The sequence below is a fragment of the Rhodococcus gannanensis genome, assembly GCF_042681175.1.
Taxonomy (GTDB): domain Bacteria; phylum Actinomycetota; class Actinomycetes; order Mycobacteriales; family Mycobacteriaceae; genus Rhodococcus_G; species Rhodococcus_G gannanensis.
On record NZ_JBHUFB010000010.1, the window covers coordinates 722,850 to 737,404 of the forward strand.

Genomic DNA, 14,555 nt, shown 5'->3' on the forward strand with positions numbered 1-14,555 from the left:
CTCAATCTGATTCGAATCAGCTCACACCGCGCCAGTCCGACGGGTCGGCGCGGGAGAACGTCACGACACTGCAGGCCATCCGGGCCTCGGTCACGACAAAGGGAGTGTCAGATGGGTAGCTTCGACCTGGTCCTCGACGCCGGTTCGGCATTGCTCGGCAATGCGCTCGACAGCATCGGAATCCTCATCGACCTGGGTTCCGCGCTCGCCGGGTCCTGACGGCCAGTCACAACCCGAACACGCCTCCGGCCGCTCCGGAACCACTCGGTTCCGGGGCGGCCGGTCGCGTGCGTCGATCACCAACCCCATTTCACGGGCCGCCACCCCTCCCCCGCGGACAGAGTAACAAACGCGTCACGTTTGTATCATGCGGCCAAATCGCCGGTCGTACGGCCATAGGCTCCACTCGCTCGACCAGAGCACTTCATCACTGCACGACCAGCCCGGGGGGACTGTTGGCCCCTGCGGCCAGAGAAGGGGAAAACAGGCACATGGGAAGCATCGGCAGCATCATGGACCCGGTACTCGACGGCATCCAGAACTTCCTGAACAGTTTCTTCTACGGCTTCAGCTCGAGCGTCGATCTGGGCTCGAACGCCGTCGGGTCCGAGGGCGACTACTGATCGACCCACGACGAGCAGCGGCTCCCCACCCGGTTCGGGTGGGGAGCCGCTGTTCGTTGCACTTCCGCTAGCGGGAGACCAGCTTCCGAAGGCCCCGCCGCTTCTTCGACTCACGGATCGCGGTCTTCAGTCCGCGCGCGCGCCCGGTCTCGGGATCGACGGTGAGCACCGCCTCCCGGCCGGCCCACTTGCGCTCGGATGCCGTCTCGGGCGCGTCGTCGACGGTGCCCGTCAGGTACTTGTTCGGCAGCGACAGCTTGGCGATGGTCCGCCAGGACTTGCCGTACTGCACCAGCAGCGGACCCGTGGTGTACGGCAGGTCGTACTTCTCGCACAGCTCCCGGACACGCACCGCGATCTCGGAGTACCGGTTGGACGGCAGATCCGGGAAGATGTGGTGCTCGATCTGGTAGCTGAGGTTGCCGGTCATGAAGTCCATGACCCGGCCACCCGAGATGTTCGCGCTGCCGAGCATCTGCCGCAGGTACCACTGCGCCTGGGTCTCGTTGTCGACGTCCGCCTTGGTGAACTTCTCGGCACCGTCCGGGAAGTGCCCGCAGAAGATGACCGCGTTGGTCCACACGTTGCGGATGACATTGGCGGTGAAGTTCGCGGACATGGTGGACTTCCACGCCTTGCCCGTGAGCACCGGGAACGCGACATAGTCCTTGAACAGCTGCTTGCCGATCTTGTCCCGCACCTCGCGCAGCTTGCGCCTGGTTTCCTCGCGGTCGTCACGGCCCTTCGCCACCTTGCCGAGCTCGACGTGCTGCGCGGCGATGCCGAACTCGAAGAACAGCGCGAGCAGGGTGTTGTAGACGAGGTTGCCCGCGTTGAACGGCTTCCACCGCTGGTCACGGGTGACGCGAAGCAGGCCGTATCCCACGTCGTCGTCCATGCCGAGGATGTTCGTGTACTTGTGGTGGATGTAGTTGTGGGTCTGCTTCCAGTGCGCCGACGGCCCGACGACGTCCCACTCCCAGCTCGACGAGTGCACCTCGGGGTCGTTCATCCAGTCCCACTGCCCGTGCATCACGTTGTGCCCGAGCTCCATGTTCTCGACGATCTTCGCGACACCCAGCATGCCGGCGCCCAGCAGCCAGAGCGGGCGCTTGCGGCTGCCGAAGAGCACCGCGCGGCCACCGACCTCGAGCGAGCGCTGCAGCCGGATGGTGTTGCGCAGGTACCTGGCGTCCCGCTCACCCCGCGATGCCTCGATGTCGCGGCGTATCGCGTCGAGCTCCCGACCGATGGCCTCGATGTCGGCCTCGGTGAGGTGCGCGTACTCCTTGACGTCCGAAATAGCCATCGTTCTCCCGGTGCTGAACTTTCACTGACCGGCCTACCGTACCGTAAGTTACGGCCCCGTAGGTTACGGAGATGGTGTTGTGAGTCGAATCACAGTCCCTGCAGCGTGCGGGGCACGAACATCACCGTCCGCGCAGGCGGCGGAGCGCCGACCTCAGACCCGCTCTGCGGCCCGTCACCGGGTCGACGGCGGCGTCGGTCTGCGCAGCCGCACCGACCCGCGTCAGTGCCCGGAACTTGCGCTCCGACGAGGTCTCCGGCGCGTCGTCGGACGTCGCGCGCAGGAACCGGTCCGGCAGGGACAGCTTCAGCACCGTGCGCATCGACAGGAGGTACTGCCGACTCAACGGTCCCGTCGTGTAGGGCAGGTCGTACTTGTCGCAGAGCGCACGGACCCGGACCGACACCTCGCGCAGCCGGTTGCTCGGCAGGTCCGGGAACAGGTGGTGCTCGATCTGGAAGCTGAGATTGCCCGTCATGAAGTCCATCACGCGACCGCCGGAGATGTTCGCGCTCCCGAGCATCTGCCGCAGGTACCACTGTGCCTTCGTCTCGCGCGCATGCTCCTCGACGGTGAACTTCTCGGCGCCGTCGGGAAAGTGCCCGCAGAAGATCACCGCATGGGCCCACACGTTCCGGATCACGTTCGCGGCGGCGTTCGCCGACATCGTCGAGCGCCACGCCGGCCCGGTCAGTGCGGGGAACAGCACGAAGTCCTTGACGACCTGCCGTGTCGCCTTGCGGGCGAACTCGCGGTCGATGTCGCTGACATCCGTTGCGCCGCGGTCGATCTCGGCCTGCCGGGTGATCTTCCAGTCGTGCAGGGCGATGCCCCACTCGAACGTGGCCGCGAGCAGGGCGTTCGCGAGCGGCTGAGCGAGGTTGATCGGCTGCCACGGCACGTCCCGCGTCATCCGGATGATGCCGAACTGGACGTCCTCGTCCATCCCGACGACGTTCGTGTACGTGTGGTGGGAGTAGTTGTGGGCGCGTTTCCAGTGCGACGACGGCCCGGTCTGGTCCCATTCCCAGGTGGTGGAGTGGATTTCCGGATCGTTCATCCAGTCCCACTGCCCGTGCACGATGTTGTGCCCGAGCTCCATGTTCTCGACGATCTTCGCGACGGCGAGCATCCCGGTACCGACCAGCCACACCGGGCGGTACCGACTGCCGAACAGAAGCGCCCGTCCCCCGATCTCCAGGGCACGCTGAAGCCGGATCACGTTGTGGACGTACCGGGCGTCGGACGCTCCGCGGGACTCCTCGACGTCGCGGCGGATGCGGTCCAGCTCGCGCCCCAGCTCGTCGATGTCCGCGTCGGTCAGGTGGGCGAATTCTTTGATGTCCGTGATGGCCATCGGGGCCTTCCGTCGGGATTGCGGTCGATTGTCACCGTCGGAGGCACCGCGGCTCGTGAGTCCAAGGGTAGTGGACTTGCGGGCCGGCTGTTACCGGCCGGTCCGTCACCTACAGGTCGATCGTGCAGTCCCCCGCGGCAACGGAGACACACGTCTGGATCCGCTCGCCCTCACCGTGCTCACGACCGGACCGCAGGTCCCGTACGTGCCCGGACAACAGTGGAGCCACACACGTCTGACAGATGCCCATCCGGCAGCCGAAAGGCATCTGCACGCCTTCGTTCTCGCCGCCCTCGAGGAGGGTAGTCGCGCCGTCCAGCTCCGCGGACCGATCCGACTTCGCAAACGTGACGGTGCCGCCCTGCCCGGACATGTCGGCGCGGGAGATCGTGAACCGCTCCGTGTGCAGGCTGCCCACGAGACCCTCGTCGGTCCACTTCTTCTCGACCTCGTCGAGCATCTCGACCGGGCCGCACGCCCAGGTCTGCCGCTCGCGCCAGTCGGGGAACAGCTCGTCGAGGTCGGCGAGCTTGAACCGGCCGCCGCTACGGGTGTGCTGGACGTACGAGACGAACTCCGGGTGGGCGTCGTGCAGCGCGACCAGCTCCTCACCGAACATCACGTCCTGCTCGGTGGGCGCGGAGTGCACGTGCACGACGTCCGGCAGGGTGCCGCGCCGGACCATCGCGCGCAGCATCGCCATCACCGGGGTGATGCCGCTGCCCGCGGTGAGGAACAGGATCTTTGCCGGCGGCGGCTCGGGCAGCGCGAAGTTGCCCTGCGGCGCGGCGAGCCGCACCACCGTGCCTGCGGGGACGCCGTTGATGAGGTGGCTCGACAGCCTGCCCTCCGGCATCGCCTTGACCGCGATGGTGATCAGCTTGTGGTCACGGCTCGGCGGTGAGGTGAGCGAGTAGGAACGCCAGTGGAACCGTCCGTCGACGAGGATCCCGATGCCGATGTACTGGCCGGGCTGGTAGTCGAAGTTGAACCCCCAGCCGGGCTTGATGACGAGGGTTGCCGAATCCGAGGTCTCGGCGCGCACCTCGACGACCTTGCCGCGCAGTTCGCGCGCGGACCAGAGCGGATTCGCCAGATGCAGGAAATCGTCCGGCAGCAGCGGGGTGGTCACTCGGGTCACCGCCCCGCGCAGCATGTTGACACTCGGCCGTCGCGGTGCCGACACATCTGCCGCCGGCGCCTCGAGCCACTTCCTCACACCCATCGAAATCCCGTCCACTCGCTGAAGCTACGGTCCCGTAGGTTACCCGTAGTTCGCGAGTGCTGTCACGCAGTGCCCGACATCACAGGAGTTCGAGCAGAAACGGCAGCTCCTGGGTGGCGTACCACGCGAGTTCGTGGTCCTCCGCGTCACCGAGCACGAACTCGGCGTCGGCGTCGCCGAGGTCCGCCGCGTCCACGATCCCGACCGCACGCTCGATGGCGGGCTCCGCCTCCGACAGGTCCACATGCACCGACGCCACCGACGACAACCGGAGCGGCGCACCCAACCGAACGACGGCGTCGTCGAGATCGGACCGCACGGTCACGTCGTCGACGTCCGCTGCGATCACCGCGCGCCGGAACCGCACCTCGACGGCGGAACCGGGGTCCGCGTCGCCGATCTCCCCGGCGAGCAGCCGCAGCGACGCCCGGGCGGCCTCGCCCATCGCGACCTCGGCGAGTTCCTCGTCGTCACCGGACGCGTACGCCTCCCGCAGTGCCGGGGTCACCGCGAACGCGGTCCGGCTCACCGGGTTCAGTTCCTCCTCGGCGACCAGCCGCTGAAGCATCGCGATCGTCGCGGGCACGTAGACCCTCATGTACTCCCCTTACCGGCAGGCTTCCAACAACTCGTCGAGCGCTTCGTGCAACAGACCGGTGATCACGTCGACGTCGGACATCGCGTCCCGGTCACCGTTCAAACCGTAGTAGACGTGCCCGTCGTACGACGTCAGGCCGATGCTCAGTGCCTGGTTCCGGATCAGTGGGGACACCGGGTACGTCTCGAGCAGCCGGGCCCCGCCCAGGCACAGCGGCGCCTGCGGGCCCGGGGCGTTCGTGATCATCACGTTGAACATCCGCTGCGACAGTCCCGCGGCCAGCCGCAACCCGACGGCGTGCAGGGTCGGCGGTGCCGTACCCGACACCCGCACCAGCGTCTGCGCCGTCATGGTGCGGTTCTGCCTGCTGTGGGCCTCCGTCGCATGCGCGATGTGGGACAACCGGACAACCGGATTCGGCTCGCCGACCGGAAGGTCGATCAGCAGCGACGACGCCCGGCGGTCGAAGTTCCGCGGCACCGAATCCGTATCCTCCTCGGCGTCGCCTTCGACGCCGGCAACGTGCACCGCGATCGGCACCATCGCCCGCACCGTCGAGAACGCCGTCACCGGCTCGCCCCGCGACAGCAGCCAGTTGCGCATCGCGCCCGTCAGCACCGCCAGGACCACGTCGTTGACCGAGCAGTGGAACTTCGACCGCACGGTCCGGTAGTCCTCCAGCGACGTCTTCGCGGTCGCGAACCTCCGGTTGCGCGAGATGGTCGCGTTCAGCGGTGTCGCGGGTGCCGTCGCAGCCGCCGTCCGGACCAGTGCCGCCGCGTTTCCGACGACCGTCGACGCCGTACCCACCACGTCCCCGACCAGGTGCCGGATCGTCGCGACCCCCTCGGCGGGGCGCGCGACCATCTCGGCCAACGCACCCAGTACGAGCTCGGACTCACGCGGCTCGCGGGCCGGCATCCACAGTTCGTCGGGCACCTGCCGCGGATGCTCGCAGTCGTCGAACATCACCTGCCCGATCTCCAGCGCACGCAATCCGTCGACGAGCGCCGAATGCGACTTCGTGAAGATCGCGACCCGGTCGTCCGCCAGCCCCTCGACGAGGTACATCTCCCACAGCGGCCTGCTGCGGTCGAGCGGCCGCGACGTCAGACGCGCCACCAGATCGTGCAGCTGCTCGTCCGAACCGGGCTTCGGAAGTGCCGATCGCCGAACGTGATACGTGATGTCGAAGTCGCGGTCGTCGACCCACACCGGCCGGGCCAGCCCCAGCGCCACCTCGCGCACACGCTGGCGATACCGCGGCACCAGGGACAGCCTGCGCTCGACGTGGGTGAGCAGGTCCTCGTAGTCCAGGCCCCCCTCGGGCGTCCGCAGGATCGCCAGCGACCCGAGGTGCATCGGTGTGCTGCTCGCCTCCAGGAAATAGAAGGACGCGTCCTGCGTCGTCAGCCTGGTGTCCACTGCCTCGCCTCCCCTCATCTCCCGTGGCCGGGCGGCGCCGGTTCCGGTGAGCCGAACAGTATTCGCAGTTCCTCGACCGTGGCGTCCACCCCCACATGATGGACGCCGACCATCCCGACGGCGACCGCGGCGCGGACGTTCACGCGCAGATCGTCCACGAACACGCACTCTCGCGGTTCCACGCCCAGCAGTCGCGCCGAATAGCGGTAGACACGCGGGTCGGGCTTCGCCATCCCCACGTCCCCCGAGAGCACGACCTCGTCGACGAGACGGCCGCCGCCGAGCCGCCGCAGCGGCTCCGCCCGCGCACCGCCGGGATCGTTGCTGACCACCGCCGTCCGCACGCCGCGTGCCCGGAGTTCCGCGACGAGGTCGGTGAGCGGGACGCTGTCCGGACCGTCGAGAACGCCACCGAAGTCGAGGAGTAGTGCTGGCACGTGCCAACAGTACGGCCTCACCGCGCGTTCGTCGCCGCACCACCCACGACGGCGCGAGCGAGGTCGATCCCGCGAACGACGTGCGGGCGAACGGAATTCGTGCGATCCTCGCTGCGGTCCCGGACTCTCCCCGGGCTCGACCGACCCTGCCTGCTGCCTCTCGTGCAGTCGGCTCGATTCCACCCGTCGAGTGCGCCGCCCGGCGCGAGGAGAGTTCATGGAGCCGTACGTCACCACCGCCCCGCACTGCGAACCCGCGGTCGGCTCGCGCGTTCCCGATGCCCGTACCGCGGAGCAGCCGCGCTGCAGCGGCCGGCCCGATCTGCGATCCGGACGGCGGCTGCCGCACCGGACCCCGACCCCCCGATTCGCCCCCTGTGGCGGGGCTGTCACGACCGCACCCGACTGCAGACGGTTCTGCGAACTGACGCTGAGGTCGGTCCTCGAAGTGCTCGACCGGCGTCGACACACGTCCGCACTGATCGGGTTGCTGGCACCCACACCGATGGACCTCGTCGCGGCTCTGACCCGGGCCGGGGCACCGGGCCGGCAACTGGGCGCCGCGGCCCTGCGGAGGGTGCACGTCACCACCAGCGGCCCGAACAGCGCCGAGGTGTTCGGCACCTACGCGCGCGGCCCCCGGACATTCGCGATCGCGTGCCGGGTCGAACGTGTCGCACCACCGACGCAGCCGACCACCGGATCGTCACGCGCCGCAACGCGCGCGACCACCCACCGGCGAAACGCGGGCAGGCCCGCCGCCGGATGGGTGGTCACGTCACTACAGGTCGGATAGACCGACTGGCTAGCGCTTGCCCTTCGGCCGCGACTTCTTGTTGTCCCGCTCGGCCTGCCGCCGCTCACGGCGGGTCGGGCCGACGACGCCGCTGGGGACGCCGGTGCCGTCACCGCTTCCCGCGGACGACGTCCGGGCCGCCACGGTACCGTCCTCGGCGGGTCCGGAGTAGGTGAGCCGGCCCTCTTCGCGGTTCTCGAGTCCCTTCGCGCGCAATGCGGCGGGAGGCGCCGGAGCCGCGGGTGCGGCAGGTGCCGCCGGTGCGGCGGGAGCGGGAGCCACCGGTTCCGCGGTCGGGGCAGGCGCTGTCGGCGCCGCCTGGCCGCGGGCGGCCGCCGCGGCGGTCGTCCAGCCGGTCTGCGGCTGCGCCGGTGCGGCCTCGACCTGCAGGTTGAACAGGAAGCCGACCGACTCCTCCTTCAGGCCCTCGAGCATCGCGCCGAACATGTCGAAGCCCTCGCGCTGGTACTCGACCAGCGGGTCACGCTGCGCCATGGCACGCAGTCCGATGCCCTCCTTGAGGTAGTCCATCTCGTAGAGGTGTTCGCGCCACTTGCGGTCGAGGACCGACAGCAGCACTCGCCGCTCCAGCTCCCGCATGCCGTTCTCGCCCGCGATGGCGTCGATCTGCTCCTCACGCCGCGCGTATGCCTGCCGCACGTCCTCGAGCAGCGCCTCGCGGAGCTCGTCACGGGAGAGGTCGTCCCGGTCGCCCTCGGCCGTCTCGTTCGTCAGCTGCCGATGGTCGATCCCGACCGGGTACAGCGTCTTGAGCGCCGTCCACAGCTGGTCGAGATCCCAGTCCTCGACGTATCCCTCGGCGGTCGCGCCGTCCACGTAGGCGGTGACCACGTCGGTGATCATCGTCTCGACCTGGCCCTCCATGTTCTCGCCCGCGAGGATGCGGCGGCGCTCGTCGTAGATGACGGTGCGCTGCTGGTTCATCACCTCGTCGTACTTGAGGACGTTCTTGCGGATCTCGTAGTTCTGCTGCTCGACCTGCGTCTGCGCGCTCTTGATCGCCTTCGAGACCATCTTCGCCTCGATCGGGACGTCGTCGGGCAGGTTGAGCCGGGTCATGATCGACTCGAGCGCCGCGCCGTTGAAGCGGCGCATCAACTCGTCGCCGAGCGAGAGGTAGAAGCGGGACTCGCCCGGGTCGCCCTGCCGACCGGAACGGCCGCGCAGCTGGTTGTCGATGCGGCGCGACTCGTGCCGCTCGGTTCCGAGCACGTACAGGCCACCCGCGCCACGCACCTCGTCGGCGTCGGCCTTGACCTGGGCCTGCACCTTCGCGAGCTCGGCATCCCACGCCGCCTCGTACTCCTCCGGAGTCTCGACGGGATCGAGTCCCTGCTTGCGCAGGTGCGCGTCCGCGATGATGTCCGGGTTGCCACCGAGCACGACGTCGGTGCCTCGACCGGCCATGTTCGTCGCGACGGTGACGGCGCCGGTCCGGCCCGCCTCGGCGACGATCTGCGCTTCCTGCTCGTGGAACTTCGCGTTCAGCACGTTGTGCGCGATCCCGCGCTTGGTGAACTGCTTCGACAGGTACTCGGACCGCTCGACGCTGGTCGTGCCGATCAGGACCGGCTGACCATTGGCGTGCCGCTCGGCGACGTCGTCGACAACGGCGTCGAACTTGGCGGTCTCGGTCTTGTAGATCAGGTCGCCCTGGTCGACGCGGACCATCGGCCTGTTCGTCGGGATCGGGATGACGCCCAGCTCGTACGTCTGGTGCAGCTCGGCTGCCTCGGTCTCGGCGGTACCGGTCATTCCGGACAGCTTCTCGTAGAGGCGGAAGTAGTTCTGCAGGGTGATCGTGGCGAGGGTCTGGTTCTCGGCCTTGATCTCGACCTTCTCCTTGGCCTCGATCGCCTGGTGCATGCCCTCGTTGTAGCGGCGGCCCACGAGGATGCGGCCGGTGAACTCGTCGACGATGATGACCTCGCCGTCGCGGACGATGTAGTCCTTGTCGCGCTGGTACAGCTCCTTGGCCTTGATCGCGTTGTTCAGGTAGCTGACCAGTGGGGAGTTCGCGGCCTCGTACAGGTTCTCGATACCCAGCTGGTCCTCGACGAACTCCACGCCCGCCTCGTGCACACCGACGGTGCGCTTCTTGATGTCGACCTCGTAGTGGGTGTCCCGCTTCAGCAGCGGCGCGATCCGCGCGAACTCGCCGTACCACTTGCTGGAGGCGTCGGCCGGGCCGGAGATGATCAGCGGCGTGCGGGCCTCGTCGATGAGGATCGAGTCGACCTCGTCGACGATCGCGAAGTTGTGTCCGCGCTGCACCAGGTCGTCGAGGCTGTGCGTCATGTTGTCGCGCAGGTAGTCGAAGCCGAACTCGTTGTTGGTGCCGTAGGTGATGTCCGCGGCGTACGCGGTGCGACGCTGGGCGGGGTTCATCCCCGACAGGATCACGCTGGTCTCGAGCCCGAGGGCCCTGTGCACGCGGCCCATCCACTCGGAGTCGCGCTTGGCGAGGTAGTCGTTGACGGTGACGACGTGCACGCCCTGACCGCCGATGGCGTTGAGATATGCGGGAAGAACGCAGGTCAGGGTCTTGCCCTCACCGGTCTTCATCTCCGCGACGTTGCCGAAGTGGAGCGCGGCTCCACCCATGATCTGCACGATGTAGTGCTTCTGGCCGAGGACGCGCCACGACGCCTCGCGGGCCACCGCGAACGCCTCGGGGAGCAGCTCGTCGAGCGACTCGCCGTTCGCGTGGCGTTCCTTGAACTCCGCGGTCTTCGCCCGCAGCTGCTGGTCGGACAGACCCTCGTACGTGGGCGACAACGTGTCGACGTGTTCGGCGATGTGCTTGAGCCGCTTGACCATGCGACCTTCACCAACACGGAGCAGCTTGGACAGTGACAACGACGGCACGGGCTTGAACGTCCTTGGGTCTCGGCGGGCAGGTCGGTACGCGGTGGATCGGGCTGCCCTTCGCAGCAGGATCCGGTCGAGGGCTGACCCTCGACCGGATCCCATGGTAGGCGCTGCGGTCGCCGAGCGAGTCGATCGACCGCTCATTCTTGTCTGTTGCTCAGGTTCGCCCTCCTCGTCGGCCGGGCTTCGACCGGCTTCGCGAGCGGGCGTGTCGGTGCGGTGCGGTCAGACTCAGGCCAGCCGGATGAGGCCGTAGTCGAACGCGTGCCGCCGGTAGACGACGGAAGGTCGGTCCGTCTCCTTGTCGTGGAACAGGAAGAAGTCGTGGCCCACCAGTTCCATCTCGTAGAGCGCGTCGTCCACCGCCATCGGTGCGGCGGAGTGCACCTTCGTGCGGACGATCTGGCCGGGACCTTCCGGCTGTTCCGCTTCGAGCGAGATGTCGGGCGAGATCCCGAGCGAGTCGTCCTCGGCGAGCGCGGCGGTGGCCTCGGCGACGGACACCGGCGTCTTGTCGCCGTAGTGCACGCGCCTGCGGTCCTTCGTCCTACGCAGTCGCGACTCCAGCTTGGAGGTCACGCTCTCGAACGCGGCGTAGAAGCTGTCGGCGGCAGCCTCGGCGCGGGCCACAGGGCCCTTGCCCCGGGCGGTGATCTCGACACGCTGACAGTTCTTCGCCTGCCTGCGGTTGCGCTCGTGTTGGAGCTCGACGTCGAAGTGGTAGATGGTCGGGTCGAAGCGCTCGAGTCGAGCGAGCTTCTCGGATACGTAGACCCGGAAATGGTCCGGAATCTCGACATTGCGGCCCTTGACCACAATCTCGGAGCGTGGGGCTTCGGATTCCCCGGTGCTTTCTGCAGCGTCCTGAACGAATGCGGATGCTGTCGAAGGGGTCGTCACGCGTACCTCCCGAATACGGCCGAGTCAAGTGTTTGACCTGCGGCGGAGTGAGCTACGCCGGGAAGGGGACCGCCCGGCGTCAGGTTCGGAGCTATCACCTCCCGCCCGTGTCGTCGGCTGTGTTGGCGACGCTAGTACGAGTTCGTGCCGAGTGCCAGCGTTACCGTCGAACGAGTCATGCGGCGGTGATCACAAGGACGCCGTCGACCCGCACACCGGCTCGGGCGAGAGCGTGAACGGACTCCGTGGCGGTCGCTCCGGTGGTGAGGACGTCGTCGACGAGAAGGACGGTTCGGGGCCCGCCCGCCGGCCGCGGCGACTCCACCCTGATCCGCCCGGACAGGTTCGCGGCCCGCTCCCGCGCCGACAACCCCACCGAATCCCGCACCGCCCCAACGAAACCGAGGGTCGGGTCGACGGTGACCGGCTCCGGCCGCAGCGCACCCGCCGCCGCACGGGCCGCGGCGCACACCGGGTCTCCTCCACGCATCCGTGCCGCTCGGCTCCGGGTCGGCGCAGGGACGAGCCGCAGTCGTGACAGTTCGGGCGGGTCGATCTCGCCGCGGGCACGCAGTGCGGACACGGCCCGCGCCCAGGCCTGCCCGAACGGCTGGGCGAGGTCCCGGCGCCCCCGCTCCTTCGCGGCGATGACGGCGTGGCGGGCGACGCCGGTGTGTGCACTCAGCGCGAAGACCGGCACCCCGGGGTCGAGGCGCGGCGAGACGACGATCGGTTCCCCCGACAGGGCCCCCGCGCAGCGGGCGCACCACAGCGTGCCGGGGGCGTCACATCCTCCGCACTCGCGGGGCAGCAGGAGATCCAGGAGGGTCCGCACCCGGGCCAGTGTGCCGACCGCCACCGACACGAACGCGACACGATCTACGACCACCCACCGTTTCGCAACGACGCCCGTCGCGTTCCCGGGTCACAATTCTTCTCATGAGCACGCCGCCGACGCGGGGAACGAGTTCGTCCGGGGTGTCGTCGTGCCGAGGTCCGATCCGATGACCGCGCCGCAGGCAGGGCCGACCGGCGACCTGGACAAGCGCAGGCTCTGGTCCATCTTCGGTGGGCTGATGCTGGCGATGCTGCTGTCCGCCCTGGACCAGACCATCGTCTCCACGGCCCTGCCGACCATCGTCAGCGACCTCGGCGGCGCCGAGCACCTCAGCTGGGTGGTCACCGCGTACATGCTCGCGACCACCGCGACGACACCGCTGTGGGGCAAACTCGGCGACCTGTTCGGTCGCAAGTACCTGTTCATCGGGTGCGTGGTGATCTTCCTGGTCGGCTCCGCGCTGTGCGGCACCTCGACGTCCATGACGGAACTGATCGCCTACCGGGCGCTGCAGGGCGTCGGCGCCGGCGGCTTGATGGTGCTCTCGCAGGCAATCGTCGGCGACGTCGTGCCACCCCGCGATCGCGGCCGCTACCAGGGCGTGTTCGGTGCGGTGTTCGGGCTCGCGAGTGTCGCGGGCCCACTGCTCGGCGGGTTCTTCGTCGACAACCTCAGCTGGCAGTGGGTCTTCTACATCAACCTGCCGATCGGGATCGTGGCCCTCGTCGCGGTGATCATCGTGCTGCCGAAGACCGAGGCACAGTCGAAGCCGTCGATCGACTACCTCGGCATCGTCCTGCTCGCGGCGGCCTCGGGGTGCATCGTCCTGGTGACCAGCTTCGGGTCCATCTGGGGCTGGGGGTCGGCGCGGATCCTGGGGCTGATCGTCGCGTCCGTCATCACCGTCGTCGCGTTCGTGTTCGTCGAGCTGCGGGTTCCGGAGCCGGTGATGCCGATCCGGCTGCTGACGAACCGGGTGTTCGCCACCGCGTCGACCATCGGCTTCGTCGTCGGCTTCGCGATGTTCGGCGCCATCACCTTCCTGCCGCTGTTCCTGCAGTCGGTGCAGGGCGCGACCGCGACGTCCTCCGGTCTGCGCATGATCCCGATGATGGCGGGACTGCTCATCACCTCGATCGCCAGCGGACAGATCATCAGTCGCACCGGGCGCTACAAGATCTATCCGATCGTGGGCTGTGCGATCTTCACCGTCGCGCTGTACCTGCTGTCGACCATGGATCGCACCACGTCCGACACCGTGACCGGCATGTACCTGTTCGTCCTCGGCGTCGGCCTCGGCATGGTGATGCAGGTGCTGGTCCTCGCGGTGCAGAACGCGGTCGAGTACCGCGACCTCGGCGCCGGGACCAGCGGAGCCACCTTCTTCCGGTCGATCGGCTCGGCGGTGGGCGTCGCCGTGTTCGGCGCGGTGTTCAACACGCAGCTCGACTCGCACCTGTCCGGTACCGCACCACCCGGCGCCGTCGGTCCGTGCTCGGTGGAGGTGCTCGAGTCCTCGACCCTCACGCTCCCCGCGTGCCCGCCGGACGTCCAGGTGTGGTTCCTCGACGGGTTCACCGATGCGTTCCACGTCGTGTTCCTGTTCGCGGTGCCGTTCGGCCTCCTCGCCTTCGTGCTGTCGTGGTTCCTGCCCGAGGTCGAGCTCCGCACAGCCACGAGCGCACCCGACCCCGGCGAGTCGTTCGGCATGCCGACCGAGAGGTCGTCGCTGGAGGAGCTGCGGCTCGCGATCTGGCGAACACTCGGCCGTGAGCACCGACTGCGGATATGGGAGATCGTCGTCGCCGAGGCGGGCAGCGACCTCTCGCGCGGGGAGGCGTGGATGGTGAGCCGGGTTGCCGAGGAACGATCCCGGACCACCTCACAGATGTCCACGGCGTCGAAGACGCCGCCGACCGTCGTCGAGGAGACCGCCCGCTCCCTCGAACGGCGCGGGATGGTGACGATCGACGGCGAGCGGGTCGCGATCACGTTCGCGGGCGACGCCGAGGCGGACCGGCTGCTCGACGCGCAGCGACGACGGCTGCACGAGTTCGTGTCCGACTATCCCGGCTGCGATCAGGCCGACGTGGACACGATGCTCGACGAGATCGCCCGCTCACTCCGCGACGCAGCGCCGACGCGTTAGCGCGCC

12 protein-coding genes are annotated in these 14,555 nt (G+C 68.4%); 3 read left to right on the top strand and 9 right to left on the bottom strand.

Going from position 1 to position 14,555, the window contains the following annotated elements:
- Positions 1-491: 491 nt before the first annotated feature.
- Positions 492-623, top strand: coding sequence for a hypothetical protein (locus ACFSJG_RS14460; protein ID WP_378485880.1), 132 nt, complete (start codon positions 492-494; stop codon positions 621-623).
- 67 nt (positions 624-690) lie between these two features.
- Here the strand turns inward: ACFSJG_RS14460 and ACFSJG_RS14465 are convergent, their stop codons facing one another.
- The 6 genes from ACFSJG_RS14465 to ACFSJG_RS14490 form a co-directional block, all read right to left on the bottom strand.
- Complete coding sequence (locus tag ACFSJG_RS14465; protein ID WP_378485881.1) at positions 691-1,932, bottom strand: fatty acid desaturase family protein; 1,242 nt, start codon at positions 1,930-1,932, stop codon at positions 691-693.
- Between the two features lie 121 nt (positions 1,933-2,053).
- On the bottom strand, positions 2,054-3,289 hold the full coding sequence (locus ACFSJG_RS14470) for a fatty acid desaturase family protein (RefSeq protein WP_378485882.1): 1,236 nt from the start codon (positions 3,287-3,289) through the stop codon (positions 2,054-2,056).
- A gap of 109 nt (positions 3,290-3,398) precedes the next feature.
- On the bottom strand, positions 3,399-4,514 hold the full coding sequence (locus ACFSJG_RS14475; RefSeq protein WP_378485883.1) for a ferredoxin reductase: 1,116 nt from the start codon (positions 4,512-4,514) through the stop codon (positions 3,399-3,401).
- Between the two features lie 79 nt (positions 4,515-4,593).
- Positions 4,594-5,112, bottom strand: a complete 519-nt coding sequence (locus ACFSJG_RS14480) for a DUF6912 family protein (protein WP_378485884.1) — start codon at positions 5,110-5,112, stop codon at positions 4,594-4,596.
- A 9-nt stretch (positions 5,113-5,121) separates the two neighbouring features.
- Positions 5,122-6,537 carry a WS/DGAT/MGAT family O-acyltransferase gene (locus tag ACFSJG_RS14485; protein WP_378485885.1) on the bottom strand — a complete coding sequence of 472 codons (1,416 nt, stop codon included), beginning with the start codon at positions 6,535-6,537 and terminating at the stop codon, positions 5,122-5,124.
- A 14-nt stretch (positions 6,538-6,551) separates the two neighbouring features.
- Positions 6,552-6,974 carry an HAD-IA family hydrolase gene (locus tag ACFSJG_RS14490; protein ID WP_378485886.1) on the bottom strand — a complete coding sequence of 141 codons (423 nt, stop codon included), beginning with the start codon at positions 6,972-6,974 and terminating at the stop codon, positions 6,552-6,554.
- A 217-nt stretch (positions 6,975-7,191) separates the two neighbouring features.
- Between ACFSJG_RS14490 and ACFSJG_RS14495 the strand changes: the two genes are divergently transcribed.
- Entirely contained in the window at positions 7,192-7,770 is a 579-nt protein-coding gene (locus ACFSJG_RS14495) for an Rv3235 family protein (RefSeq protein ID WP_378485887.1), read from the top strand.
- A 9-nt stretch (positions 7,771-7,779) separates the two neighbouring features.
- Here the strand turns inward: ACFSJG_RS14495 and secA are convergent, their stop codons facing one another.
- From secA to ACFSJG_RS14510, 3 genes are all read right to left on the bottom strand, one after another.
- The gene (gene secA / locus ACFSJG_RS14500) at positions 7,780-10,659 is read right to left on the bottom strand and encodes a preprotein translocase subunit SecA (protein ID WP_378485888.1); all 2,880 of its coding nucleotides are present in this window, start codon (positions 10,657-10,659) and stop codon (positions 7,780-7,782) included.
- 234 nt (positions 10,660-10,893) lie between these two features.
- Positions 10,894-11,562, bottom strand: a complete 669-nt coding sequence (gene hpf, locus ACFSJG_RS14505; RefSeq protein ID WP_378485889.1) for a ribosome hibernation-promoting factor, HPF/YfiA family — start codon at positions 11,560-11,562, stop codon at positions 10,894-10,896.
- A gap of 175 nt (positions 11,563-11,737) precedes the next feature.
- A complete protein-coding gene (locus ACFSJG_RS14510) occupies positions 11,738-12,397 on the bottom strand; it encodes a ComF family protein (RefSeq protein ID WP_378485890.1) in 660 nt (219 codons plus the stop codon).
- A 169-nt stretch (positions 12,398-12,566) separates the two neighbouring features.
- Between ACFSJG_RS14510 and ACFSJG_RS14515 the strand changes: the two genes are divergently transcribed.
- Positions 12,567-14,549: an MDR family MFS transporter gene (locus ACFSJG_RS14515; protein WP_378485891.1), complete on the top strand. Its 1,983-nt coding sequence runs from the start codon at positions 12,567-12,569 to the stop codon at positions 14,547-14,549.
- Positions 14,550-14,555: the final 6 nt, after the last annotated feature.